The organism is Enterobacter sp. UPMP2061 (genome assembly GCF_053709615.1).
On record NZ_JBSKJP010000003.1, the window covers coordinates 305948 to 331890 of the forward strand.

General features: G+C 55.8%; 28 protein-coding genes. 7 read left to right on the plus strand and 21 right to left on the minus strand.

Going from position 1 to position 25943, the window contains the following annotated elements; translation table 11 throughout:
* Positions 1–146: 146 nt before the first annotated feature.
* The gene (locus ACWKXX_RS10205) at positions 147–479 is read right to left on the minus strand and encodes a hypothetical protein (RefSeq protein ID WP_071524110.1); all 333 of its coding nucleotides are present in this window, start codon (positions 477–479) and stop codon (positions 147–149) included.
* A gap of 444 nt (positions 480–923) precedes the next feature.
* Here ACWKXX_RS10205 and ACWKXX_RS10210 point away from each other — a divergent pair, with 444 nt between their 5' ends.
* Positions 924–1472 (plus strand): GNAT family N-acetyltransferase, encoded by a 549-nt coding sequence (locus ACWKXX_RS10210; RefSeq protein ID WP_023303733.1) that lies wholly within the window; start codon positions 924–926, stop codon positions 1470–1472.
* Here the strand turns inward: ACWKXX_RS10210 and ACWKXX_RS10215 are convergent.
* From ACWKXX_RS10215 to sad, 8 genes are all read right to left on the minus strand, one after another.
* The gene (locus ACWKXX_RS10215) at positions 1460–2374 is read right to left on the minus strand and encodes a bestrophin family protein (RefSeq protein ID WP_003857155.1); all 915 of its coding nucleotides are present in this window, start codon (positions 2372–2374) and stop codon (positions 1460–1462) included. The two genes, ACWKXX_RS10210 and ACWKXX_RS10215, sit on opposite strands and share 13 nt — an antisense overlap.
* A 200-nt stretch (positions 2375–2574) precedes the next feature.
* Positions 2575–4026, minus strand: a complete 1452-nt coding sequence (locus ACWKXX_RS10220) for a tagaturonate reductase (RefSeq protein WP_040117643.1) — start codon at positions 4024–4026, stop codon at positions 2575–2577.
* Positions 4027–4143: 117 nt separating this feature from the next.
* Positions 4144–4671 (minus strand): GNAT family N-acetyltransferase, encoded by a 528-nt coding sequence (locus tag ACWKXX_RS10225; RefSeq protein WP_023296618.1) that lies wholly within the window; start codon positions 4669–4671, stop codon positions 4144–4146.
* An 82-nt stretch (positions 4672–4753) separates the two neighbouring features.
* Positions 4754–5719: a sensor domain-containing diguanylate cyclase gene (locus ACWKXX_RS10230; RefSeq protein WP_261666239.1), complete on the minus strand. Its 966-nt coding sequence runs from the start codon at positions 5717–5719 to the stop codon at positions 4754–4756.
* A 58-nt stretch (positions 5720–5777) separates the two neighbouring features.
* Positions 5778–6140: a DUF4186 domain-containing protein gene (locus ACWKXX_RS10235; protein WP_003857163.1), complete on the minus strand. Its 363-nt coding sequence runs from the start codon at positions 6138–6140 to the stop codon at positions 5778–5780.
* Complete coding sequence (gene glsB, locus ACWKXX_RS10240; RefSeq protein WP_003857165.1) at positions 6140–7066, minus strand: glutaminase B; 927 nt, start codon at positions 7064–7066, stop codon at positions 6140–6142. The genes ACWKXX_RS10235 and glsB overlap by 1 nt, the downstream gene beginning before the upstream one ends.
* 62 nt (positions 7067–7128) lie before the next feature.
* Complete coding sequence (locus ACWKXX_RS10245) at positions 7129–8718, minus strand: methyl-accepting chemotaxis protein (protein WP_045334857.1); 1590 nt, start codon at positions 8716–8718, stop codon at positions 7129–7131.
* Positions 8719–8845: 127 nt separating this feature from the next.
* Positions 8846–10228: a succinate-semialdehyde dehydrogenase gene (gene sad, locus ACWKXX_RS10250; RefSeq protein WP_261666240.1), complete on the minus strand. Its 1383-nt coding sequence runs from the start codon at positions 10226–10228 to the stop codon at positions 8846–8848.
* A gap of 99 nt (positions 10229–10327) precedes the next feature.
* Between sad and ptrR the strand changes: the two genes are divergently transcribed.
* Positions 10328–11206 carry a putrescine utilization regulator PtrR gene (ptrR, locus tag ACWKXX_RS10255; RefSeq protein WP_017382364.1) on the plus strand — a complete coding sequence of 293 codons (879 nt, stop codon included), beginning with the start codon at positions 10328–10330 and terminating at the stop codon, positions 11204–11206.
* Here the strand turns inward: ptrR and ACWKXX_RS10260 are convergent.
* Together ACWKXX_RS10260 and ACWKXX_RS10265 are read right to left on the minus strand one after the other, a co-directional pair.
* The gene (locus tag ACWKXX_RS10260; protein WP_196344092.1) at positions 11203–12015 is read right to left on the minus strand and encodes a PhzF family phenazine biosynthesis protein; all 813 of its coding nucleotides are present in this window, start codon (positions 12013–12015) and stop codon (positions 11203–11205) included. The genes ptrR and ACWKXX_RS10260 overlap by 4 nt on opposite strands.
* Positions 12016–12037: 22 nt before the next feature.
* Entirely contained in the window at positions 12038–12826 is a 789-nt protein-coding gene (locus ACWKXX_RS10265) for a PhzF family phenazine biosynthesis protein (protein ID WP_017693433.1), read from the minus strand.
* Between the two features lie 176 nt (positions 12827–13002).
* Here ACWKXX_RS10265 and ACWKXX_RS10270 point away from each other — a divergent pair, with 176 nt between their 5' ends.
* The gene (locus ACWKXX_RS10270; protein WP_261666241.1) at positions 13003–14199 is read left to right on the plus strand and encodes a sugar transporter; all 1197 of its coding nucleotides are present in this window, start codon (positions 13003–13005) and stop codon (positions 14197–14199) included.
* 48 nt (positions 14200–14247) lie between these two features.
* Here the strand turns inward: ACWKXX_RS10270 and ACWKXX_RS10275 are convergent, their stop codons facing one another.
* The 3 genes from ACWKXX_RS10275 to ACWKXX_RS10285 all read right to left on the minus strand — a co-directional run bounded on the left by ACWKXX_RS10275 (position 14248) and on the right by ACWKXX_RS10285 (position 15932).
* On the minus strand, positions 14248–14646 hold the full coding sequence (locus tag ACWKXX_RS10275; protein WP_261666242.1) for a lysozyme inhibitor LprI family protein: 399 nt from the start codon (positions 14644–14646) through the stop codon (positions 14248–14250).
* Positions 14647–14670: 24 nt separating this feature from the next.
* Positions 14671–15090 carry a hypothetical protein gene (locus ACWKXX_RS10280; RefSeq protein WP_261666243.1) on the minus strand — a complete coding sequence of 140 codons (420 nt, stop codon included), beginning with the start codon at positions 15088–15090 and terminating at the stop codon, positions 14671–14673.
* A gap of 176 nt (positions 15091–15266) precedes the next feature.
* Positions 15267–15932, minus strand: coding sequence for a MarC family NAAT transporter (locus tag ACWKXX_RS10285; RefSeq protein WP_003857180.1), 666 nt, complete (start codon positions 15930–15932; stop codon positions 15267–15269).
* 255 nt (positions 15933–16187) lie between these two features.
* On the opposite strand from ACWKXX_RS10285, the gene marR reads away from it, so the two are divergent.
* From marR to marB, 3 genes are read left to right on the plus strand one after another with little or no spacing between them, the layout of a single operon-like run.
* Positions 16188–16622 carry a multiple antibiotic resistance transcriptional regulator MarR gene (gene marR, locus ACWKXX_RS10290; RefSeq protein ID WP_017383983.1) on the plus strand — a complete coding sequence of 145 codons (435 nt, stop codon included), beginning with the start codon at positions 16188–16190 and terminating at the stop codon, positions 16620–16622.
* Positions 16623–16642: 20 nt separating this feature from the next.
* Complete coding sequence (gene marA, locus ACWKXX_RS10295) at positions 16643–17023, plus strand: MDR efflux pump AcrAB transcriptional activator MarA (protein ID WP_001303241.1); 381 nt, start codon at positions 16643–16645, stop codon at positions 17021–17023.
* A 32-nt stretch (positions 17024–17055) separates the two neighbouring features.
* The gene (gene marB, locus ACWKXX_RS10300; RefSeq protein ID WP_015570538.1) at positions 17056–17271 is read left to right on the plus strand and encodes a multiple antibiotic resistance protein MarB; all 216 of its coding nucleotides are present in this window, start codon (positions 17056–17058) and stop codon (positions 17269–17271) included.
* Between the two features lie 38 nt (positions 17272–17309).
* Here the strand turns inward: marB and eamA are convergent, their stop codons facing one another.
* Entirely contained in the window at positions 17310–18209 is a 900-nt protein-coding gene (eamA, locus tag ACWKXX_RS10305; protein ID WP_261666244.1) for an O-acetylserine/cysteine exporter, read from the minus strand.
* A gap of 193 nt (positions 18210–18402) precedes the next feature.
* Between eamA and ydeE the strand changes: the two genes are divergently transcribed.
* Positions 18403–19620 carry an efflux MFS transporter YdeE gene (ydeE, locus tag ACWKXX_RS10310; protein WP_261666245.1) on the plus strand — a complete coding sequence of 406 codons (1218 nt, stop codon included), beginning with the start codon at positions 18403–18405 and terminating at the stop codon, positions 19618–19620.
* A gap of 46 nt (positions 19621–19666) precedes the next feature.
* Here ydeE and zinT read toward each other — a convergent pair whose 3' ends face one another.
* From zinT to urtA, 6 genes are read right to left on the minus strand one after another with little or no spacing between them, the layout of a single operon-like run.
* The gene (gene zinT / locus ACWKXX_RS10315) at positions 19667–20305 is read right to left on the minus strand and encodes a metal-binding protein ZinT (RefSeq protein WP_017383986.1); all 639 of its coding nucleotides are present in this window, start codon (positions 20303–20305) and stop codon (positions 19667–19669) included.
* 52 nt (positions 20306–20357) lie between these two features.
* On the minus strand, positions 20358–21056 hold the full coding sequence (gene urtE, locus ACWKXX_RS10320) for an urea ABC transporter ATP-binding subunit UrtE (protein WP_032103021.1): 699 nt from the start codon (positions 21054–21056) through the stop codon (positions 20358–20360).
* Positions 21057–21065: 9 nt separating this feature from the next.
* Complete coding sequence (gene urtD, locus ACWKXX_RS10325; protein WP_261666246.1) at positions 21066–21863, minus strand: urea ABC transporter ATP-binding protein UrtD; 798 nt, start codon at positions 21861–21863, stop codon at positions 21066–21068.
* Positions 21863–22936, minus strand: coding sequence for an urea ABC transporter permease subunit UrtC (gene urtC / locus ACWKXX_RS10330; RefSeq protein WP_015570542.1), 1074 nt, complete (start codon positions 22934–22936; stop codon positions 21863–21865). Before urtC ends, urtD begins: the two co-directional genes overlap by 1 nt.
* Positions 22936–24510: an urea ABC transporter permease subunit UrtB gene (urtB, locus tag ACWKXX_RS10335; protein WP_015570543.1), complete on the minus strand. Its 1575-nt coding sequence runs from the start codon at positions 24508–24510 to the stop codon at positions 22936–22938. The genes urtC and urtB overlap by 1 nt, the downstream gene beginning before the upstream one ends.
* A 22-nt stretch (positions 24511–24532) precedes the next feature.
* Complete coding sequence (gene urtA, locus ACWKXX_RS10340; RefSeq protein ID WP_015570544.1) at positions 24533–25804, minus strand: urea ABC transporter substrate-binding protein; 1272 nt, start codon at positions 25802–25804, stop codon at positions 24533–24535.
* Between the last annotated feature and the right edge of the window lie 139 nt (positions 25805–25943).

Sequence of the window (25943 nt, forward strand, 5' to 3'; positions counted from 1 at the left end):
TAACCCGATACTTGTGATTACATTAACTTTATCAAAAATAATAGCTCATCATGACTACTTCGAATAATCATTAAATATCGAAACACCTAGAATAACATTCAGTTATAATGAGCTTTTAAATTATTATCACACACAACTCAAATTACTTACCAACGGCATTGTCCGGGGCCGTTGTAATTATTACTTTTATCTTTACTACCACGATCTGAAAAACTATCTTTTGTGCACTGGCCAGCTATAGCTCCACCAATTACCCCAGCGGTCATACCCACTGGCCCCCCAGGAGAGCCGGCGATTAGACCACCGATGATTCCTGCGCCGCATGAGTCAACGCCCTTGTAAATAGAGCCATTGTTTCCTTTTGAATTACCAGGTTTAGAGCTGGTGTTACGACTACCGGCACCTTCATAATTACCGCTTCCATTGCCGCCACTTACTAATGCTATCTCATTAAGGCTTAATGCTCTTATATTCGACATAAATCATCTCCATTTAATTTAGTTTTGCATTTTGTGCTAAAAAAATATCTTACATTACTTAATGTAAAGAAAGTGTATTTATGTAAGCAAATGTAAATAAGCTATTGAACTTCGTAAACCGTAGCTCCATTTGGGAGCAGTTCAGCTCCTGCATGGGCAGGCCTATAACACGAAATCGACCTGGAGGTACGGTAATGTTCAGGCATCTTTTCTGACGTCCAGCGCGCAATCACTTCTGCGTCGTAACAGATTTTACAGCCATGGCGCATCGCTTCGTTACGGACGTGCCAGAGTGTTTCGGCTTCTTCGGGCCTGGCTTTTCTTGGCATTACATACTCCTTTATGGATAAATCTGAATAACAAAAGCACGACCAACTGGAATGTGATATTGATGAAATATCAGAACCCAAACAAATGATAACGCTCAAATATGGAGATCACCGGATGACGATACCCACGCTTACGACAGAACGCTTATTACTTAAACCCCTTGTTGCCGCCGATGCCGTCCAGATCCAGCAACGCTATCCGCGCTGGGAGATTGTCCGCTATATGGTGGCTTCAGTCCCCTGGCCCTACCCGGAAAACGGTGCAGAAAATTATGTCAACAACGTTGCACTGCCCGATATGGCCAAAGGGATTGCGTGGTTCTGGACGATTCGCCGTCGCGAAGCGCCTGACGAACTAATGGGGTTGATTTGCCTGTATGACGTGGAGGACAACAATCGGGGCTTCTGGCTCGCGCCGGAATTTCAGGGCCAGGGATATATGCGCGAGGCGAGTATTGCGGCCACGGATTACTGGTTCAATACACTCAATAAACCGGTGTTACGCGCGCCGAAAGCGGCGGCCAACAGCCGCTCCCGACGTATTTCAGACAGCAGCGGCATGCGGCTTATCAGGACGGAGAAGAAAGCCTATGTCAGCGGCCTGCTGGATTCGGAGCTGTGGGAAATCACCCGCGACGAGTGGAATGCCCGTCAGGTCAGCTGATAATGCTTATCAGGCATCAGTCTTTCAGGGATGTTCTCTTCATCGTTCATCTGCAACAGATCGCGCTCCATCATGTTGCAGATGGCGTCCAGCGGCAGATCGTTATCTTCCGTCCCAAACGGATCTTCCAGCTCTTCCGCCAGCGTGTCCAGCGAGATAAAGGTGTAGGAAATCAGCGCAGAGACAAAGGGCGTCATGTAATGCAGATCAACTACCAGCGCAAACGGCAGCATGATGCAGAACAGATACACCGTCCGGTGCAGGATCAGCGTATAGGCAAACGGGACTGGCGTATTGGCGATACGCTCACAGCCAGCCAGCACGATGGACATATCATTCAGGCGGTTGTTGAGGCTGTGAAACAGAATGTCTGAAAGGTGCCCGCTACGCCGCCGTACGGCCAGCCACTCCCCCATGATCAGCAGGATACGGTTCGCCGGCGAGTTGGCGTCCATCACTTTGCGTAAATCGTCAGGAGCCAGATAGCGGGACAGCTGATCGGCATTGGTTTCTCTGCGAAGGGTCATACGCAGACAGTTAGCAAACGCGATTTGCAGGCGGACAAACTCTCCAAGATGTTTATCATCCGGCAAGGTGTTTTTTACCTCGCGAAACAGCGAGCGCGCCGCTATCATCAACTGCCCCCAAAGCAGACGCGCCTCAACGTAGCGCGAATAACAGGCGTTATTGCGAAATCCCAGGAAGATGGCGATAGCCACGCCCAGAATGCTGAACGGCGCGACGGTAAACCGGATACCCAGCGAGGTGTACCACGGCAGCATGACAATCACGGCGATGGAAAGCAGGAAGTTAAGCAGCAGTCGGGTATAAATTTTGGGAAGTACCGAACCATGCCAGACAAAAATCAGTTGCAGCCAGTGCTGTTGAGGACGAACAATCATAATCAGCTTCAGAAAAGTAAAGAGCGCGGCTATTAAACGTGATCCCCCTCACGGTTGCAAGCATGTTAATAGTTCATTGCATTTTCTGACCTGTTAAGCCTCAACCGCACGGTGCTGCATGTGTTTTTAAAAAAAAAACGTATAGTATGTTGTAACTAAATAGGGTCTTTAAAAAACCCGGCCAACGCCGGGCATTATGATTAGCAGAGCGGTTTTACCGCATCGCGCATGCCTTTGCTTAAAATTGCATCCAAATCCAGCGCAACCTGGTCTACCAGTCCGTTCACCAGAGTGAGATCCTGTTCCCAGTGCTCGCTCACGCTTAACACTGACGATACCAGTTCACGGGTAGTGACCTGTTTGTCGTGATGTTGCGTCCACAACTGCTGGTAACGTTCAAGCCAGTGCGCATCGTCCTGCACCGGATAGCGCTCACCGTTGCGCTCGGCACGGTAAAATGCAATCAGCGCCGCCAGAGCAAAGGTCAGACGTGCTGGCAGTTTGCCGGTCGCCTTCTGCCCTGCCAGCAGTTGCGGCAGAATGCGGGTGCGGTACTTGGTCATCCCGTTCAGGGCAATCGACAGCAGCTGATGCTTAATGTACGGATTTCGGAAACGCCCCGTTACGGCACTGGCGAAGGAGTGCAGCTCGTCGCGCGGCAGATCCAGGACCGGAATAATCTCCTCATAAATAGCCTTCTCTACGAACGCGCAAATTTCCGCGTCGTTCATGGCTTCCCCTACCGTATCCAGGCCGGCCTGAAAAGCGACCGGAACCAGCGCCGTGTGCGCGCCGTTGAGGATCGCCACCTTACGCTCTTTATACGGTTTGATATCGTCAACAATCAGGACGTTGAGTGGGTATTTATCCAGGCGCAGTTCAGCTGCAAGTGATTTCGGCCCCTGAATAACAAACAGATAGAAATGTTCCGCCGTGTCGAGGAAGCTGTCGTGATAGCCCAGCCCGGCTTCCAGCTCTGCCACCTCATCACGCGGATAGCCGGTAACAATGCGGTCAACCAGCGTCGAACAGAAAGTGTTAGCATCATTCAGCCACGCAATGAATGCCGCCGGCAGCGCCCACTCCTGTGCATAGCGCAGCACCAGTTCACGCAGGGCATCGCCGTTGTAGTCGATGAGTTCGCAAGGAATGATAATCCAGCCTTTATCCGCTGCCCCGTTAAAGTGGGTAAAGCGCTCGAACAGCAGACGCGTCAGTTTGGCCGGATAGCTGACAGCTGGCGCATCGTCAAACTTATCCCCCGCGTGATAGCTGATCCCCGCCTCCGTGGTATTGGAGAAGACAAACCGCATGTCCGGGTTATGGGCGAGCTTCAGAAATTCATCGTACTGGCTGTAGACGCTGATTTCACGATTCACGGAACGAATAAGACGCGCATCGCTTACCGCTTCCCCCTGCTCATTCAGACCACGAATAATCGTGGTATACAGACCATCCTGGGTGCTCAGGGACGGCGGAAAATCGCTCTGGATCGGCCGCACAATCACCACACCGGCATTGAGATTGGTATGCTCGTTTAAGAGGTCGATTTGCCAGTCAACGAACGCGCGCAGGAAGTTACCTTCGCCAAACTGGATGATACGTTCAGGATAGCGCGCACCGGGGAAATCACGACGGTTGAGTGTGTTCACAATGGAGGTCCTTTATGATTAGTCATACAGCCTGATAAGATTGGTGTGATAACTTATCAAAACTTCAGGACCATAACCCCTGTCTGGATCAACTCAGGATGCGATGGTGAAAAATAATCACAGAAATTTATAGAACACCGAGGTCGCCGTCATGTCCCCGTTCGGCATCAGGGCGTAGCGTGGGATCTCCCCCGCCTTTTGCCAGCCTGCTCTCTGGTAAAACGTCTCCGCGCCGCTGCCGGTTGAGGTATCAAGCACCAGTACCGTAAGCGCTTTTTCACGTGCAACCGCCTCCAGGGCTTCCATCAGCGCCATTGCCGCCCCTTTACGGCGCGCGTTCTCATGAACCAGCAGTTTCGCGACATCTGCACGGTGCGGCTGGTTTTCAGGCTGATCGGTGATCAGCTGGACCGTGCCAACCAGCCCCTGCTCCGCATCAAAACAGCCCAGGACGGTACGCTCGTCGCGCCCGACGCTGTCTGCGACGCCGACCCAGAAGGTTTGGGCTTTCCCGGCAGAAAAAGGCAGCATAAAGCTGACAGAGGCGCCGCCGTTGACACAGTTGACGAGAATATCGTTCAGGGCATCGATGTGGGTGAGGATGTCCTGCCGGGAGAGAGGTTTAATCAGCATGGGAGAGTTCATTGCGCGTCCTTAGGTTGAATCTCTCCACTTTGCTATTAACATTTTTGTAACGCAATAAGTGATGACATAGGATTTCGTTATGTCATTTTTCGCCGTGGTGTTGCCGCTTCATGGCGTACATTTGCGCATCCGCGTGTTTTAGCCATGCCTGCATATCGTTGCGGTGATGATCGAACTCGCTCAGTCCCCAGGAGAACTGTAACGACCAGGGATGCAGCTGACGCGCGTTATACTTTTCCGTTTGTTCCACGAGATACTGCATGGCGATCCAGGCGCCAGGCTCATCGGTATCCGCAAACAGCACCGCGAACTCATCTCCCCCGAAACGTACCAGCAGATCGGCCTCGCGGAACGAGGAACGCATCAGGGCGGCCATAGCTTTCAGAGCTTTGTCCCCCTCCTGATGTCCGAAGCGATCGTTAATGGTTTTGAAATGGTCCAGATCCAGCCAGCCAAGGGTTAAGGGTTCTGCCCGACGCTGCGAAACCGACAGTGCAAACTGCGCAAACTGGTTAAACCCGCGACGGTTAAACAGCCCCGTGAGTTCATCGGTTGTGGCCGCGCTAACGGCCGCAAATTCATCCTCTGCCAGCGCGCTGAGATCGGCCAGTACGGCGGCATCCGCCGCGGTAAACTCACGAGGCGCGTAATCAATAAGACACAACGATCCCACGCACGCCCCGTCACGTAAACGCAGCGGGAAACCGGCGTAAAAGCGCACGCCCGGATCTCCCACCACCTGCGGATTATCCGCAAAGCGTTCGTCCAGCAGCGTGTCACTCACCACCAGCGGCGCGTCACCCAGGATCGTATGACCACAAAACGAGAGATCGCGAGGCTGGGTGGGAGGTACCTGGCCGTCGGCAGACTTCACGATCGCGGCGTGGTCATCCACCAGCGTAATCATCGCCAGCGGCACCCTGAAAAAGCGTGTTGCCAGCCGCGTAAGACGATCAAACGCAGGGTAATTGTCGATCTCAAGCAGACCGGACTCGCGCAGAGCATTCATGCGCTCCGCTTCATTCACGGGAATTTGAGGTGCCTTCATAACGTCTCCTGACGCTGAGCATTAGTAAAAGCGTAGCTTAAACAGAGACATTGTCAGTTCAGGAGGCACGATTTACCTCTATGACCAGCCAATGATGGATTACGTTGACGATATACTGTTGTTGCTGCGCACTCAGCGGCACGCCCTGCGGGATAGCGTGCCACTTAGCCAGACAGCCCCGACAGCAGGTTGCCGTGGCATGCTGGGCGATAAAAACCGGATGGCCGCGCATTGGCGTCTGCTTACCGTCATTCACCGGGTGTGCAGGCGCCAGCCGCGCGGCGACAAAATCAGCAGCATGCTTATCGATAGTCTCCGCGCCCTTATCCCAGCAGTATTGCCGCTCTTTCGTCCCTAAATGAAATCGTGAACGGAACGTGGAGCGAGCCAGGCGCGCGAACAGAGGATCTAACGTGGACATCAGTATACGGACCGTCCAAGGCGTTTGGTCAGCTGTTCCAGCGCCGCCACGCCCGCCAGTGAATTTCCGGTCTCGTCCAGTTCCGGGCTCCAGACGGCAATCGCCATCTCGTGAGGGACAATCGCCACGACCCCACCGCCAACGCCGGATTTAGCCGGCAGCCCCACGCGCCAGGCAAACTCCCCGGCATTCTGATACATCCCGCTGGTTGCCATTAAGGCGTTGATCTGCCGGGCCTGCATCGGGGAGACAACGTCCTCGCCCAGATGCGGGGCATGGCCCTGATGCGCCAGAAACAGAAAAGTCTGCGCCAGTTCGACGCAGTTCATCTTCAGCGCGCAGTAATGAAAATAGTTTTGCAGCACCGTGGCAACGTCATTATGAAAGTTGCCGAAGGACTTCATCAGCCAGGCGATGGCGGCGTTACGTGCAGAGTGTTCAAACTCAGAGCGCGCTACCACCGGATCGTAGGCGATGTCCTGCACGCCGGAAAGCTGCCGCACAATCTGGAGCATCCGCTGGCGCGGCGCGCTCAGCCGGCTTTGCAGCATATCGCACACCACCAGCGCCCCGGCGTTAATAAACGGGTTACGCGGCTTACCCTGTTCGATTTCCAGCTGGAGAAGGGAGTTGAACGGCTGACCGGACGGATCTTTGCCCACCCGCTGCCAGATCTCCTGCTCGTCATACTGGCGCATGGCGGCAACGAGGCTAAGCACTTTTGAGATCGACTGAATCGAAAAGCGCTCAAGCGCGTCTCCCGCCTGAAAACGCTGACCGTCGACAGTACAAATGGCGATACCGAGCTTATTACCGCTGATCGAAGCCAGCGCGGGAATGTAATCGGCAACCTTACCCTGACCCAGTAACGGACGAACCTGCGCCAGAATCTCGTCCAGCATCTCATTATGGATGACCGCAGCCACACTTTGCTCCTTGCCCTCAGGCTAAAACGGGCTGCGAGTATAACAGAGGCTGATACGTCACGTCAGGCAGGGAGACGAAAACGCGAGACGGCCTGCAACAAAAGATCGGACTGCTGATGCAGGCGCTCAGAGGCATTTGACGCTTCGCTAACCAGCACATCTGTCCGACGCGATACCTGATTCAGCGCCTGAAGCTGACGGGTCATCTGATGAATGCTGTCCCCCTGATTCAGGGTGGCCAGCGAAATATCATTCAGCAAGCTGCTCAGATTCGCCACCAGCCCGGTGACCTGTTGCAAATTCTCTTCCAGACGGTTTACCACCTGAGAACCTTCTTCAATGCCCTGTAGCGAGTGGTTAATCAGCGCCTGGATGGTTTGCGTAGAGTGACTGCTTTTTCTGGCCAGCAGCCCCACTTCCCGGGCAACCACCGCAAATCCGCGCCCCTGCTCTCCTGCATGGGCGGCTTCAATGGCAGCGTTGAGGGCGAGAATGTTGGTCTGAAACGCCACGCTGTCGATCATCGCGACGATCCCGCGCATCTCTGAGGATCGGTCGACGATCGTCTGCATCGAGCCATTCACCGCTGACATCATTTGCTCCCCACCAGCGGCAGCCTGTCGGGCTTCATCCGCGCGCGAGCGGGCGAGTTTTGCATAACCCGTGTTCCCCTCAACGTGGGTTTCGAGATCGGCGATGTGTGCGGTCACCTCCTCCAGCTCTTTGGCCTGTCGCGTAGACTGCTGATAAAGCTTCTGATTCCCCTGCGCAAGCGATCCGATATTTTCAACCATGGAGGTAGTGGCCTCGCTGACCTGGGTCACCAGTTGCTGGAGCCCGCGCTGCATGGCGGTAATACTGCCGCTGAGCTGGCTGATTTCACGGTTAAAGCGCACAACGTCAGGCGGCGTGCCTGACAAATCCCCTGCCGCAAGCTGGTTAATCTGGATAATCAGACGGCGTAGCGGGGATATCACCCACTTCGCCATTCCGAACCAGACGGCTATGGCAATGGCCAGTAGCACCAGCGGCGCAAACAGGAACAGCCGTTGCAGGCCTGAGAGTTGTTCCATGAGCGACTGACGCCCCTGTATCGTCTGCTTCTCACTTCGTTGCTGATAGCGTGCGAAATTGTCATTAAAATCGGTCTGAAACGCCTGGGCGGGTACGGCGAAAAAGAGGTCGATGCTGTTGGTTTTCACCAGCCCCTCCGCCTGCTCTCGGATGGCGTCGAAAAACAGCTGATAGCTGTTAACCAGCCCGTCGTCTTTCGGCGGATTAAGCGCGAGCCAGGCCTGCCATGCCTGCTGTGACGCCGCCAGGGATTTTTGCGCCTCGTCCATCAGGCTATGCCAGCTCCCTTCCGAGCCGGTCTCTTTATCCTGCATAAAGTACACGCCGGAGCGGTTGAGCAGATCGCTTGCGGCCAGCAGAGAAATACGGGCCTGATCCAGCCTGCTCTGCTGCTGCCAGGCCAGCTGATTGCGCTGTTCGTTACGCTGGGCTTCATTCAGGGAGGCGGTGAGCAGGAAGGAGGAAGAGAGTTGCAGGGCGGAGAAAAGGCCAATGATACAAAAGATGCCGGTCAACAGGCCAAACTGACGAGGAATAAAGCGCGGCGCAAGACGACTAAAAATTTGCGTTAGGTTCATAATTTTCTTCTGTAACAATACGTTAGACGCGAGCGAGTCTACGAAACGAAAATGACAGAACCATTACGCAAAAATGACAGGAAACGTGAACTGCCGGGTAGCGGCCTGGTCTTACCCGGCAACAAGACTAGACGCGATCCTTCCACACCGTCTGCACATTACAGAACTCATGCAGACCGAAATGAGAAAGCTCTCGCCCGAAGCCGCTCTTCTTCACCCCGCCAAACGCGACGCGCGCATCGCTGGCGCTGTAGCCGTTGATAAACACCCCGCCGCACTCCAGCTCACGCGCGAAGGTTTCAGCCAGCGCATCGTTCTCGGTAAAGACCGTCGCCGATAAGCCAAAATCGCTGTCGTTAGCCAGCTGCAATGCGTGCGCCGCATCGTTCGCGATGGTAATTGCCGCCACCGGACCAAACAGCTCCTGACGAAAGGCCGTCATCTGTGGGGTGACGCCGCCGAGTACGGTTGGGGCATAATAGTTACCGGTCCCGGACATCTTCTCTCCGCCCAGCAGCAGGGTCGCCCCTTCCGCCAGCGTAGCCTGCACCTGCTGATGCAGTTCATCGCGAAGATCAAATCGCGCCATCGGGCCAATATAGTTATCTTCCTCATCCGGTGCGCCCATCTTCAGCGCCTTGACCGCGTCAACAAAGCGTTGGGTAAAGGCGTCCGCCACGCCCGCTTCCACAATAAAGCGTTTTGCCGCCGCACAAACCTGCCCGGTATTCTGATAACGTCCGGCCACCGCCGCGTTGACGGCCAGATCCAGATCGGCATCGTTCAGAACGATAAACGGATCGGAACCGCCCAGCTCCAGCACGCATTTCTTCAGCGCCGCGCCCGCCTGCGCGCCAATTGCCGCACCAGCCCGAACGCTGCCGGTTACGGTCACCGCCGCGATACGACGATCGTTAATCGCCTGGCTGACGCCGTCATTCGTCGCGTTCACCCAGCCAAAGACCCCCTCCGGGAAACCGGCATCCGCGAATACCTTCCCGATCAGCTCCGCCGAGCCGAGCACATTAGGCGCATGTTTAAGCAGATAGCTGTTCCCTGCCAGCAGGATCGGCACCGCACCGCGCAGCACCTGCCAGAGCGGGAAGTTCCACGGCATCACCGCCAGAACGGGGCCAAGCGGGCGGTACTCAATCACCGCATTTTCGACCTGGGTAGATTCCGGGTGCAGCATCGCCGGGCCGTGTTCAGCGTACCAGTCGCAAAGGCTGGCGGACTTAGCCACCTCCGCACGCGCCTGCATAATGGGCTTGCCCATCTCCCGGGAGATAGTCTGCGCCATCTCTTCCGCACGACTACGCAGCGCCGCACCCAGATCGCGAAGTTTTTGCGCCCGGTGCGCCACGCTTTCGCGTCGCCACTGACGAAAACCGGTATCCGCCTGCGCAATGGCACGCTCAACGTCATGGGACGTTGCCCACGGGTAAGCAGCCAGCGTTTCGCCGGTAGCCGGGTTGACAGAGTGGGCATGGGTAGCAGATGAATAGGTCATGATGTTCTCCACGTAATAACAGTTGATTGATTGTGGCCTACTCTGCTATTTCTTAAAAATGAATAATACTCACCACCTTATTCACGAATTGAGAATGGTATGGACTTAACTCAGCTTGAGATGTTTAACGCCGTCGCACTGACCGGCAGCATTACCCAGGCGGCGCAGAAGGTACACCGGGTGCCGTCAAACCTCACCACCCGCATCCGACAGCTAGAAGCGGATCTCGGCGTGGAACTGTTTATTCGCGAGAATCAGCGCCTGCGGCTTTCCCCCGCCGGGCACAATTTTTTGCGCTACAGCAAGCAGATCCTGGCGCTGGTCGACGAAGCGCGAATGGTCGTCGCCGGGGATGAACCGCAGGGATTATTCTCGCTCGGCGCGCTGGAAAGTACCGCCGCCGTACGCATTCCGGAAAGTCTGGCGCGGTTTAACCAGCGCTATCCGCGCATTCAGTTTGCGTTGTCCACCGGACCTTCCGGTACGATGATTGACGGCGTGCTTGAGGGGACGCTCAGCGCCGCCTTTGTCGACGGGCCGCTCTCGCACCCGGAACTGGAAGGGATGCCGGTTTACCGGGAAGAGATGATGCTGGTCACCCCTGCGGGTCACGCGGAAGTATCAAAAGCCACGCAGGTGAGCGGCAGCGACGTGTATGCCTTTCGCGCCAACTGTTCTTACCGGCGTCATCTGGAGAGCTGGTTCCATGCCGACCGCGTCACGCCGGGAAGGATCCATGAGATGGAGTCCTATCACGGGATGCTCGCCTGCGTGATTGCCGGGGCAGGCATTGCGCTGATGCCCCGCTCCATGCTGGAGAGCATGCCGGGCCATCATCAGGTGGCGGCGTGGCCGCTGGCGGAAAACTGGCGCTGGCTCACCACCTGGCTGGTGTGGCGACGCGGGGCGATGACCCGCCAGCTCGAGGCTTTTATCGCGCTGCTCAACGAGCGTCAGCCACCAGCGCCCAGTTGTTAATGTTGAACGTAGTCCTGGAGTCGAAGGAAAATTTTCCCCTTCATATACAACGTGGCCTGCCCGCCAATCAGCACGCGGTCGCCTTTCAGCTCGCAGCGCAGATCCCCGCCGCGCAAGGAGACCTGGCGGGCCGACATCTGCGTTTTTCCGAGCTTTTCGCTCCAGTACGGGATCAGCATGCTGTGAGCTGATCCGGTCACCGGATCCTCCGGTACCCCTTCCCCCGGGCAGAAGAAGCGGCTGACGAAATCATACTCATCCCCCGGCGCCGTAACGCAGACCATTTTCCCGAGCGGGAGCATAGCCGCGATATCCGGCGTCAGCGCTTCCACCTGCCGCTGGCTGTCGAGCACCACCATGTAGTCACGCCCCACACGCACCTCGTTTGCCGCGTTAATGCCCAGCGCGCTGAACAGCACCGCGGGTGGAGTATCGACAACCTCGGTTGACCACGCCGGGAAATTAAGCGTCAGCCAGTCGCCGCTGCGTTGTACCGTCAGTTCGCCGACAAAGCGCGTGGTGAAGGTGATTTCCGTATGCGGATAATCCAGGTATTCGAAAATAACGTGAGAAGCCGCGAGGGTTGCGTGGCCGCACAGGTTAATTTCATCCTGCGTGGTAAACCAGCGCAGTTCAAACCCGTTATCCGTTCGGACAAAGAACGCCGTCTCTGACTGATTATGCTGCTTCGCCATCTTCAGCAGCGTCTCATCCGGCAGCCACGCTTCCAGCGGACACACCGCCGCCGCATTGCCGCCGAACGCCCTGTCGCTGAAGGCATCTACCAGATAAAAATCAATTTCCTGCATCGTTGGTTCCTCTTAGATTTGTTCAGCGCAGAAATACTGTGCCCTTCAGATACAGTGCCGCCTGCCCGCCCATCCGCACGCGGTCGCCCTTGAGTTCGCAGCGTACGTCGCCACCACGGGCAGAAACCTGGCGGGCAAACATCTGTGTTTTGCCAAGCCGTTCACTCCAGTACGGGATCAGCATGGTGTGCGCGGAGCCGGTGACAGGATCTTCCGGCACGGCCACGCCTGGCGAGAAGAAACGGCTGACAAAGTCGTATTCCCCCTCGTCCCGGGCAGTGACGGCCACTTTATGCTCGCCCGGCGTCATGGCGGAGAAATCCGGATTAAGGGCTTCAACCTGCTCGCGGCTCTCCAGTACCAGCACCCAGGCGCGGCCTTTTCGCGCCTCGACGTAGTGGCTGATACCGAGTGCGGTGAGCATCTCCGGTGGCGGCGTCTGTGCCTGCGTCGGGCAGGCCGGGAAGTCCAGCGTCATCCAGTCACCTTCACGACTGACGGTCAGGCGACCAGAGGCGGTGTCAAAATGAAGGCGTGAGTCCGGATAATCCAGTTCGTGAAAAAGTACATACGCCGCGGCAAGCGTCGCGTGACCACAGAGATTAACCTCGGTGAGCGTGGTGAACCAGCGCAACTCGATCCCCCCTTTGGTACACACAAAAAACGCGGTTTCTGACTGGTTATGCTGTTGTGCCATCCGCAGTAACGTCTCATCCGGTAGCCACGCGTCGAGCGGGCACACCACCGCCGGGTTGCCGCCAAAGGAGGATGCGCTGAACGCATCTACCAGATAAAAATCAATCTCCTGCATCGTGTTACCGCCTGTTTTTGTTGTGTTGTTCTTTATCTTCGATGAAAACAACCCCGTTCGCTACCGCTGCATGAAGGTAAATTTTGTGATTCACATCACATAACGGTTGAGTTTTCGCCGTTTAAGGCTTTAAGATCGTCTCCTCATCTTTCAGGCAACGAATCCCAGATATCCCTATGACAACACACACGGTTTCCCGCAGGGTCGCGTGGCTACGCGTGGTCACGCTCGCCATCGCAGCGTTTATTTTCAACACCACGGAATTTGTTCCGGTTGGGCTGCTGTCCGATATCGCCGCCAGCTTCCATATGGAAACGGCACAGGTTGGCATTATGTTGACCATCTATGCATGGGTGGTGGCGCTGATGTCGCTGCCGTTTATGCTGCTGACCAGCCAGATGGAACGTCGTAAGCTGCTGATTGGGCTGTTTGTGGTGTTCATTGCCAGCCATGTGCTGTCATTTATGGCATGGAGCTTTACCGTGCTGGTCATCAGCCGCGTCGGCATCGCGTTTGCCCATGCCGTTTTCTGGTCGATCACCGCGTCCCTCGCCATTCGTCTGGCTCCGGCGGGAAAACGCGCCCAGGCGCTGAGCCTGATTGCCACCGGAACGGCGCTGGCGATGGTGTTAGGCCTGCCGATCGGGCGCATTGTGGGACAATACTTCGGCTGGCGCACCACCTTCTTTGCCATCGGCATGGGGGCGCTGATCACCCTGGTGTGTCTGATCAAACTGCTGCCAAAACTGCCCAGCGAACACTCCGGCTCGCTGAAAAGTCTGCCGCTGCTGATGCGTCGACCGGCGCTGATGAGCATCTATCTGCTGACCGTGATTGTGGTGACCGCCCATTACACGGCCTACAGCTATATTGAGCCGTTTGTTCAGGTTGTGGCGGGCTTTAGCGCTAACTTTGCCACCGTTCTGCTGCTGATCCTGGGCGGCGCGGGGATTATCGGCAGCATCCTGTTCGGGAAGCTGGGCAATAAGCACGCGTCTGCGCTGGTAAGCAGTGCGATTGGTCTGCTGCTGGCATGCCTGCTGTTACTGATGCCTGCGGCAGGCAGCGAGAGTCATCTGGCGATCCTCAGTCTGTTCTGGGGCGTGGCAATCATGATTATTGGTCTGGGAATGCAGGTCAAAGTGCTGGCGCTGGCCCCGGACGCCACGGACGTAGCGATGTCGCTCTTCTCCGGGATTTTTAATCTGGGGATTGGAGCCGGTGCGCTGGTGGGAAATCAGATCAGCCTGCATGTATCGATGTCGGCCATTGGTTATCTCGGGGCGATTCCGGCGCTGATCGCGCTGATCTGGTCGGTGCTTATCTTCCGTAAATGGCCGGTCGCGATGGAAGAACAGTCCAGCCACGGTTGACGTTTGTTATGCCGGGTGGCGGCTTCGCCTTACCCGGCCTACGAAGCATTAATATCCGTGTTCTTCATCACCGCCAAGATAACGGAATCTTTCATCTGTCATTTTGGTCTGACAATCATAGATACCGATTCTCGTTGCCAGAGGAGTGGTTGCAGAAGACGCATCGCTTATTTTGCCGCATTTTTTAGCTTTTTCATTGATCCACATGTTCTGCTCCTTTTTCATCGAAGCTTTGACGGAATCAGGAAGATACTTCCATAGTTCGTTTAACTGGCGATCGCTATCAGAATAATTACGCGCGGCAATATTTAATTTATTATTGAGTTCAGCCTTTTGAAGTTCATCTTTATTCATGGCGAGGGTAGCCATCGCCGCTATTGATTCAGAGATATAATCTTTATTATTGTATTCATATGAAACTGAAATATCTTTCCCATTATCCGCCATCGATAACGAGTAGGTAAACTTGTCTCATTGAACGCTATTGTTAAGCACCTTTCCACCATCGTTAATTATACGTCTCAGTCTGTCAGGGTAGGATGCAATGTAACCCATGATTTCAGAAGGCACAGTGAGCGTGACAGTCGCGCTACAGCTCCGCGCCTGCGCTTCGTCATCAGACGATTTTGTTGTGACATTTGCCATTACAATTGCGATTTCATTAGCTTTTGCAATGTAGTCCTTGAGCGGTTTACCGTAGAAATCCGAGGGGTTAGCGAGATAAGCTACCTGTAACTTACTGACTGCATCATCTCTTATTTTTGACTGAGCAGCAGAGATGGCATCATCGCGACCGCATTTGAAATCTGGCGTGGAATCAAACAACCCAGCATAGGCATTTAATGAAAAAAGCAGTGTACTCACTGCGATAAATGAATATTTTGCTCGCATGTCTATAACCCGAAAAGAAATGAATGCTGAACGTTACTTTAAGCGGTAATACACAGCAAGGCAGTGGATTATATTAATGCAGAAAAAATTCGATTTTCAGAATGTATTTATATTCATAAGAATTATATCCATTGCGAGTAGGCCGGGTAAGGCGAAGCCGCCACCCGGCAACGTTCTCAATGATACGTCTTAACAATCTCCAGCACGCCGTTAATAATAAACTGCACGCCCATACAGACCAGCAGGAAGCCCATCAGACGGGAGATAGCCTCAATCCCCCCCTTGCCCACCCAGCGCATAATCGCCCCGGAGCTGCGCAATGATCCCCAGACGATAATGGCGATAAGCGCAAAAATGATGGGCGGCGCAACGGTGATAACCCAGTGCGGAAATGTCGACCCATCACGCACCGTTGAGGCGGAACTGATGATCATCGCAATCGTCCCCGGCCCCGCCGTGCTCGGCATGGCTAACGGCACAAACGCGATGTTGGCGCTCGGTTCGCTTTCAAGCTCCTCCGATTTGCTTTTGGCTTCCGGGGATTCGTGCGCTTTGTGCGCCGGGAACAGCATCCGGAAACCAATAAAGGCCACAATCAGCCCGCCAGCAATACGCAGACCGGGAATCGAAATACCAAAGGTATTCATCACCAGTTGCCCGGCGTAATAAGCCACCATCATTATGGCAAAGACATAGACAGAGGCCATCATCGACTGCTGATTGCGCTCTGCGCTGTTCATGTTCCCCGCCAGCCCCAGAAAAAGCGCCACCGTCGTTAACGGGTTCGCCAGCGGCAGCAACACCACCAGTCCAAGCCCCACTGCTTTAATCAAATCCAACATAATGCACCGCAGTCCTTATCCTTATTCAACATCGCAATTATAGGGGCAAATCCTCGTCCGGAGCCATCCGACAGCGTAACCATAATTGTCTCGCGTAATTCATAACCCCAGATTATCTGTATGATTTGAAAGCGTACAGAATAAGTTCCTGAAGCGTTTTAGCATTTCGTGGCATCGGCCGATTCATTCAGTTGACTTATACTTGCCTGAGCAATAATATCTGCCGTGACTAAACTACTTGCCAGGGCAACCATTGTGAAAAGCACCAGTGACCTCTTTAACGACATAATCCCACTGGGTCGTCTTATTCATATGGTTAACCAGAAAAAAGATCGCCTGCTCAATGACTATCTGTCACCGCTGGATATCACCGCAACACAGTTCAAAGTGCTGTGTTCCATTCGCTGCGAAGTGTGTATCACGCCGGTTGAGCTGAAAAAGGTGCTCTCTGTCGATCTGGGTGCGTTAACCCGCATGCTGGATCGTCTCGTCTGTAAAGGATGGATAGAACGAAGCCCTAACCCGAATGACAAACGTGGCGTACTGGTGAAACTGACCAGCGATGGCGCGGCCATGTGTGAGCAATGTCATCAATTAGTAGGACAAACACTGCACCAGGAACTGACAAAAAACTTATCGGCAGATGAAGTGGCAACGCTTGAGCTCTTACTCAAGAAAATCCTGCCGTAAACAGAAAAAGAGGTATGACGATGTCCAGACGCAATACTGACGCTATCACCATTCATAGCATTTTGGACTGGATCGAAGATAACCTGGAATCTCCACTCTCTCTTGAGAAAGTGTCTGAGCGTTCAGGTTACTCAAAATGGCACCTGCAACGGATGTTTAAAAAAGAGACCGGCCATTCATTAGGACAATATATTCGCAGCCGCAAGCTGACGGAGATTGCCCAAAAACTGAAAGAAAGCAATGAGCCGATCCTCTATCTGGCGGAACGCTACGGATTTGAATCGCAACAGACCCTGACGCGTACGTTCAAGAACTACTTTGACGTGCCGCCTCATAAGTACCGTATTACCAGTATGCCGGGTGAATCCCGTTATCTGTATCCGCTAAAACATTGCAGTTAATCATCGCCTGTTAAGACGTAACCGAGGAAATCATGAAATTTATCGCCTCCGCCGCCCTCACCTTGCTGGTGCTGGTTTCCGGCCAGAGCTTCGCGGAGCAAACCCCCAATGCGGGGCAGCAAAATAATCGTGACACCATGATTATGCCGTCCACGCAAAACCAGTCGCCCTGGGACTTCAATCACATGGGCGCTGGCAGCGACAAATCCGACGAATTAGGCGTGCCGTATTACAACCACGACCTGTAATTCGTTTTTGCCCCGCTAATGCGGGGCTTTTTTCTGCCTTAACCCCGCACCTGCGTTGCCCGACGCACCCGCAAGCCAAAGACGTTGATATACAGCCCGGCCATAATCAGCCCTGCGCCACACAGTTGCAGCACGCTGAGCGTTTCATCCAGCAACAGTGCGGCGCTGGCAAGCCCGACCACCGGTACCAGCAGCGATAACGGCGCCACACGCCAGGTTTCATAGCGTCCGAGCAGCGATCCCCAGATACCATAGCCAATGATTGAGGCGACTAACGCCAGGTAGATCAGCGACAAAATGGTCGTCAGGTCGATCTCCACCAGGCTTTTCAACATCGCCTGCGGACCATCCAGAATAAACGACGCGGCCATAAACGGCACGATTGGGAACAATGCGCTCCAGACCACCAGCGATAAGACCGGCGGACGCGTCTCGTGCTGCATTATCAGTTTGTTAAAGATATTGCCGCACGCCCAGCTCAGCCCCGCCGCCAGGGTGAGCATAAAGCCTAGCAGCGCGACATGCTGACCGTTGAGGCTGCCTTCAATCAGCACCAGCACGCCAAAGACCGCAAGGCTAATGCCCGCCAGCTGCTTGCCCTGCAAGCGTTCGCCGAAGACAAATGCGCCGAGAATGATGGTAAAGAACGCCTGCACCTGAAGCACCAGCGAAGCCAGGCCCGCAGGCATACCGAATTTGATGGCGCAAAAAAGAAACGCAAACTGACCAAAGCTGATGGTAAGGCCGTAGCCCAGCAGCAGCTTAAGGGGAATTTTCGGGCGGGCAACGAACAGCAGCGCCGGGAAGGCCACCAGCAGGAAGCGCAGCCCCGCCAGCATCAGTGGAGGCATGTTGTGCAACCCCATTTTGATGACCACAAAATTGAGTCCCCACACCACGACAACCAGCAACGCTAACAGCCCGTCTTTCCGCGTCATTTTCCGCCCCTGAATTATTAAAATTTTGTAAACACTTCAAGGTAACAGAAAAAATAGCCCCGCGAGAAGATCATTAATTCTGGTACTGGAGAGAAGCACCTGCGGATAAATTGGGTGCTATACAAGCTGCCGATCCCATGATAATCCTGTAATAACACAACAAAAAAAGCATAAGCATTTGTCGGGCAGGAAAATGAAACCATCAATCAGGCGCTCAACCGCAGCGCTGCTGGCATCGTCATTGTTATTAACAATTGGCCGCGGGGCAACGCTGCCCTTTATGACCATATATCTCACACGCGTGTACGATATGAGCGTGGAGAATATTGGCTATGCCCTTACCGTGGCGTTGACCATCGGCGTGGTGTTTAGCCTGGGGTTTGGCATCCTGGCGGATAAGTTCGACAAAAAACGCTATATGCTGATCGCCATCGTGGCCTTTATCGCCGGGTTTGTGGCGATTCCGCTGGTGAATAACGTGACGCTGGTGGTGCTGTTCTTTGCCCTGATTAACTGCGCCTATTCCGTCTTCTCAACGGTGCTGAAAGCATGGTTTGCCGACGTGCTGACCTCCAACGAAAAGGCGCGCGTTTTCTCACTCAACTACAGTTTCCTGAACATTGGCTGGACGATCGGGCCGCCGATCGGCACCCTGCTGGTGATGTACAGCCTGCAACTGCCGTTCTGGCTGGCCGCCTTCTGCGCCGCACTGCCGCTCGGGTTTATCCATTTCTTTGTGCAGAAAAGCATAGCCTCAGACAGCCCTGAGGAGAAAATGCCGTGGCAGCCCTCGGTGCTGCTGAAAGACCGGGCGCTGTTCTGGTACACGCTCTCCGGCCTGCTGGCGTCGTATGTGGGTGGATCGTTCGCCACCTGCATTTCCCAGTATGTCCTCGCCGCACATGCGGACAGTGATTTCGCAGAAAAGGTGGTGGCCGTTGTGCTGCCCGTCAACGCGGCGGTGGTCGTCACCCTGCAATACGCGCTTGGACGTAAGATCACCGCCAGCAATATCCGTCCGCTAATGACCGCCGCGACGCTTTTTTTCATCCTCGGGCTGGGCGGGTTTATGCTTTCCGGCGAGAACCTGATTTACTGGGGGATCGCGGCGGCGATTTTCACCCTGGGTGAAATTATTTATGCACCGGGTGAATACATGCTGATCGACAATATCGCCCCGCCGGGCATGAAGGCGAGCTATTTCTCCGCCCAGGCGCTGGGCTGGCTCGGCGCGGCGGCGAACCCGATGATCACCGGGCTCATCCTGACCCATCTGCCGCACTGGTCATTATTTATCATTATGATGGCCGCCATCATTGCGGCCTGGCTGATGATATTGCGCGGGATGCGCGTGAAAAGTGAAGATAGCGTGTCGGGTGGCGCTGCGCTTACCCGACCGACAAAACCCTAATCGTAAGCCGGGTAAGGCGAAGCCGTCACCCGGCAAAACCAACACCCTAGTGGTGCAACATCTCCTCCACCACCTGCTCTTTGTACATCTCATTCGGGTAGTAGGTCGGCCAGTTATCCATCTCTTTCAGCAGCGCCTCGTGGGAGGTGTTGCCCATAAAGATATGGAAGTGTGAAGAGGCTTTCGGCCCGATGATATGGTCGCTGAACTGCACAAACTTAGGCGCCTGGCTCGCGTTATCCTTGCATTCAAACAGGTAGCGCACGCCTTTTTTCCCCGACGCATAGGTCAGAATTTTGTAGCCGCTGTAGTCGTAGCGGCAGCTGCTCACCGTTTTGCCTCGGTGGAATTCCATCACGTTGTTTTCAATGCCGATGGCGTCCACGTCCGTCGCGTACCCCTTACGGTAGTAGGCCTTCACCTCGGCAGCGGATTTTTCTCCCTTCTGCGCTTTCTTTTCGAAAACCGGATCCAGCGAACCATCAAGCAGGAACGGATAAACGGACTGCCAGGTCCCGTCCCAGTCAGACAGCGTCCTGTCCCTGACGTCTTTATCCTCAAAGACGCCGTTTGCCGCCTTCTGTTCCGCCTCCGTCATCTGATGACCGTGCGAATGGGCAAAAAGCGAGCCGCTTACCAGCAGCGTTCCCAGAGTCAGCGCAATTTTTGCAAGTTGTGCAGCCACAGCAAAATCCTCATTCCGTTTTATAAGAATGAGGATGTTATATTATAACATTTCAGATCGCAACCAGCCCGCGAACGCCCTCCTGCTCCATGTTCTCCCCGCGCCCCTGCTGGACGATGCTGCCGCGCGACATCACCAGATAGCTGTCGGCCAGCTCTGCCGCAAAATCATAAAACTGCTCCACCAGCAGGATGGCCATATCCCCCCGGTTCGCCAGGCTGCGGATCACCTGCCCAATCTCTTTAATCACCGACGGCTGAATACCTTCCGTGGGTTCATCCAGAATCAGTAACCGTGGACGGCTCGCCAGCGCGCGACCTATCGCCAGCTGCTGCTGCTGACCACCGGAAAGATCGCCTCCGCGTCGGTGCTTCATCTCCTTCAGCACCGGGAAAAGCTGCCAAATCTCCTCCGGTACGCTCCTTGCGTTTCCCGCGGAGAAGCGTGACAGCCCCATCAGCAGGTTTTCTTCTACGGTCAGACGCGGAAAAATCTCCCGCCCCTGCGGAACATACGCCACGCCGGACTGCACCCGCTGGTGCGGTTTACTGTGAGTGATGCTCTTTCCCTGCCAGACCACCTCCCCGCCTTTCACCGGGATCAGCCCCATCAGGCACCTCAGCAGCGTGGTTTTGCCCACCCCGTTGCGCCCCAGCAGGCAGGTAACTTCCCCGACGACCGCCTCAAAGCTCACCCCGCGCAGAATATGACTTCCGCCGTAGTACTGATTCAGTTCGCTAACCTGTAACATCACCTCTCCTTAACGTCCCAGATAGACGTCAATTACCTGTTCATTGGCCTGTACCTCTCGAAGCGAACCTTCCGCCAGTACCCGCCCCTGATGCAGCACCGTGACGTGGTCGGCGATGGTCTCGACGAAACCCATATCGTGCTCAACCACCATCAGCGAATGCTTGCCTGCCAGGGTTCGGAATAGCTCGGCAGTGAATTCCGTCTCTGCGTCGGTCATACCGGCAGCGGGTTCGTCCAGCAGTAACAGATGCGGGTCCTGCACCAGCAGCATGCCGATCTCCAGAAACTGCTTCTGTCCGTGGGAAAGCAGCCCGGCACGGCGATCGCGCTCGCTGCCAAGCCGCAGCAAAACCAGCATCTCATCAACGCGGTCGCGCTGCTCGCCGCTGAGCGTGGCCCGCAGGCTCGCCCAGACGGACCTGTCGGCTTTCATGGCGATTTCGAGGTTTTCCCCTACGGTCAGCGCTTCAAACACGGTCGGCTTCTGGAACTTACGGCCAATGCCCTGACGGGCGATGGCCGCCGGTTCCAGGGCAGTCAGATCGATGGACTGATCGTAAATAGCTTTCCCGCTTTTTGGCCGGGTTTTGCCGGTAATCACGTCCATCAGCGTGGTTTTACCGGCGCCATTAGGGCCAATGATGCAGCGCAATTCTCCGACGCCGATGTTCAGCGAGAGATCGGTCAACGCCTGAAAACCGTCGAAACTGACGTTAATGGCCTCGAGCTGCAACACCGGATCGGTCTGCTCGCGGTAACGGTCGCCCGGTAGCTGGCGGGTAAAGAGTCCTTCAGAGGGCTGCATTAATTCTCTCCCTTACGAAACAGACCGAACACGCCCCGCGGTAAAAACAGCGTCACGGCGATGAAAATCAGCCCCAGAAACAGCTGCCAGTACTCCGGCATCGCCACGGTGAAAAAGCTCTTCGCACCGTTGACCAGCGCCGCGCCAATCACCGGGCCCACCAGAGTGCCGCGTCCACCCAGCGCTACCCAGATGGCCGCTTCAATCGAGTTGGTCGGCGACATTTCACCCGGGTTGATAATGCCCACCTGCGGAACGTACAGCGCTCCCGCCAAGCCACACAGCACGGCGGAAAGCGTCCAGACCAGCAGCTTGAAACCGCGCGGATCGTAGCCGCAGAACGTGAGACGGTTTTCCGCATCGCGCACCGCCGTTAAAATGCGGCCAAATTTACTCTTCGCCAGCGCGTAGCCTGTGCCCAGGGCCAGAAGCAGCAGCACGACCGTTGCGAGAAACAGCGCGATCCGCGTGGTGGTCGCCGTGACGGAAAACCCGAGCAGCGTGGTAAAGCCGGTAAAGCCGTTATTGCCGCCAAAGCCGGTTTCGTTGCGAAAGAACAGCAGCATGCCCGCGTAGGTCAGCGCCTGGGTCATGATGGAGAAATAGACCCCTTTGATCTTCGAGCGAAAAGCAAACCAGCCGAAGACCAGCGCCAGCAGGCCGGGGATCGTCACAATTAACACCAGAGCCCATGCAAAATGCTGCGTTCCCCACCAGAACCAGGGCAGCTCGCTCCACGAGAGAAACGACATAAACGCGGGCAGCCCGTCCCCGGCCGCCTGGCGCATCAGGTACATGCCCATCGCATAGCCGCCCAGGGCGAAGAATATGCCGTGCCCCAGTGAGAGCATACCGGCATAGCCCCAGACCAGATCGAGGGCGACGGCGACAACTGCGTAGCAGAGGATCTTGCCGATGAGCGTCAACATCCACGTAGAAACGGCCAGCGGATGCGTTGCGGGCAACAGCGCGAGAAAAGGCAGCACCAGCAGCGCCGCAACCAGCAGACTACCGAAGATTTGCGTGGAGCGCGGTGCCCTGCGCGCCAGTGTTAAGGTCAATGGCTGGCTCATCAGTCTGTCACCCTCCCTTTAAGTGCGAATAACCCCTGCGGACGTTTCTGAATAAACAGAATGATCGCCACCAGAATCAGGATTTTGCCCAGCACGGCGCCCATCTGCGGTTCAAGAATTTTATTGAAGATCCCCAGACCAAAGGCCGCCGCGACGCTACCGGCCAGCTGGCCGACGCCGCCGAGCACCACCACCAGAAACGAATCAATGATGTATCCCTGGCCCAGCTCCGGTCCCACGTTCCCCAGTTGGGACAATGCCACGCCGCCCAGCCCGGCAATGCCGGACCCGAGGCCAAACGCCAGCATATCTACCCGTCCGGTGGGGACGCCGCAGCAGGCCGCCATGCTGCGGTTTTGCGTCACCGCCCGCACGTTCAGCCCCAGACGCGTTTTATTCAGAATGAGCCAGGTGAAGAACAGCACCATCAGCACAAACCCGAGCACCACAATGCGGTTCCACGGTAGCGTCAGGTTGGCGAAAACCTGCACCCCGCCGGACAGCCAGGCCGGGTTTGCGACCTCAAGGTTCTGGGCGCCAAAGGTCATGCGCACCAGCTGGATAAGCATCAGGCTGATCCCCCAGGTGGCGAGCAGGGTTTCCAGCGGGCGGCCATACAGATGGCGGATCACCGTGCGCTCCAGCACCATCCCGATACCTGCCGTCAGGCAAAACGCCACCGGCAGCGCCACCACCGGATAAAGCGCCAGCCACTGAGGCATCCACTGCGCCATAACCTGCTGCACCATCCAGGTGGCATACGCCCCGAGCATCAGCATTTCGCCGTGGGCCATGTTAATCACCCCCAGCAGACCATAGGTGATAGCCAGCCCGAGCGCGGCCAGCAAGAGTACCGATCCCAACGACAAGCCCATGAAGGCCTGCCCCAGCAGTTCGCCCCACATCAGCCGGTGCTGAATACGGTCCAGGCTCTCAGCGGCGGCGGCACGTACCCGTGCGTCCGGCTCGGTTTGCGCCCGGGTGAACGGCGTCAGCGTGGCCTGAACGTCCGGATCGTCAGACTGTCCCAACAGTTCAACCGCGTTGAGGCGCGTTTCCGCCTGCGGACTCGCCAGCTGAAGATTTGCCAGCGCCAGCCTCAGCGACTGTCGGGTGACGTCATCCGTTTCGCGGTTAGCCCGCTGTTGCAGAAACCCGAGCATATCCGGCTGGGCGTCACGCTGAAGTTGCCGCGCGGCATGACGCCTTTCGGTGACACTGTCACTGACAAGCTGATGCGTCGCCAGCGCCGTGACGGTTAACACGCGCAGCCGGTTGGTCAGCCGCACGGCTTTGGTCGTTCCTTCGGCGCTCTTTGCCGCGCCCAGGGCAACCATTTCGCCGTCGATGCGGGTAAAAGCCTTCTTCTGGCTGTCGGTGTAGAGGTTCTCCTGTTGCAGCGCTTTAAGCAACGGCAAACGTGCAGGTTCCGGCGTGGCTGCCCAGCGGGTCAGCATGGCGGTCTGCTGGCTGCGGCTAGCGGCAACGAAATCATCGGCATCCGATGCCTGCACCATCCCTGGCAGCAGTCCGGTAAGCCACACAATCGCAATAATTATGCGCATGGCGTTCATGACGTCTCTCCCTGGTGGTGGCTTAGTTGCTGGCGGTTTTCATCGGCTGGTCAGGTTTTTTGTCATTCCCGGCGATAAACGGGCTCCACGGCTGAGCGCGTACCGGCTGTTCGGTTTGCCAGACGACATTGAACTGGCCGTTGCCTTCGATTTCACCAATCATGACGGGCTTATGCAGGTGGTGGTTGGTGGCATCCATGGTCAGCGTAAAGCCGGACGGCGCGTTGAACGACTGGCCCGCCATTGCTGCGCGCACTTTGTCCACGTCGGTTGTCCCCGCTTTTTCAACCGCCTGCGCCCACATATGCAGGCCGACATAGGTCGCTTCCATCGGATCGTTGGTGACGACGGTATCGGCATTCGGCAGCTTATGGGCTTTCGCGTAGGCTTTGTAGGCCGCGACAAAGGTCTGGTTGGTCGGGTTATCGACGGATTCAAAGTAGTTCCACGCCGCCAGGTTACCCACCAGCGGTTTGGTATCAATGCCGCGCAGTTCCTCCTCGCCCACCGAGAACGCCACCACCGGCACGTCCGTGGCTTTCAGCCCCTGGTTCGCCAGCTCTTTATAGAAAGGCACGTTGGAATCACCGTTGATGGTGGAGACCACTGCCGTTTTACCGCCCGCGGAGAATTTCTTGATACTGGCGACGATGGTCTGGTAATCGCTATGACCAAACGGGGTGTAGACCTCTTCAATATCTTTATCTTCCACGCCTTTCGAGTGCAGGAAGGCGCGGAGGATCTTGTTCGTGGTGCGCGGGTAAACGTAGTCCGTTCCCAGCAGGAAGAAGCGTTTCGCGCTGCCGCCGTCCTCGCTCATCAGGTACTCCACCGCCGGGATCGCCTGCTGGTTAGGCGCCGCGCCGGTATAGAAGACGTTAGGTGACATCTCTTCACCTTCATACTGCACCGGATAGAACAGCAAACCGTTCAGCTCCTCAAAAACCGGCAGAACTGATTTACGCGATACGGAGGTCCAGCAGCCAAACACCACGGCGACCTTATCCTGGCTCAGAAGCTGGCGGGCCTTTTCGGCAAACAGCGGCCAGTTGGATGCCGGGTCAACCACCACCGGCTCCAGCTTTTTCCCGAGCACGCCGCCTTTGGCGTTGATTTCGTCGATGGTCATCAGGGCGACATCTTTCAGGGGCGTTTCTGAAATGGCCATCGTGCCGGAGAGTGAGTGCATGATCCCGACTTTAATGGTCTCTGCGGCCTGGACGCCAAAACTGACCCCCATGGCGACCACGGAGGCGGACAAGGCGAACGCTTTTATAAAGGTACGACGGTGCATATTTTCACTCCTGAAAAAGAAAGCTGTGCGAAGACGTCCGTTACCGCCCGGACGCAGAAAAAGTAACGTCAGTTTCAGGAGAGCAAAAAGGGTGCCAGGTTGCAGAGGCAGGATTTAAACGGGTTCGAAGAGAGGATCT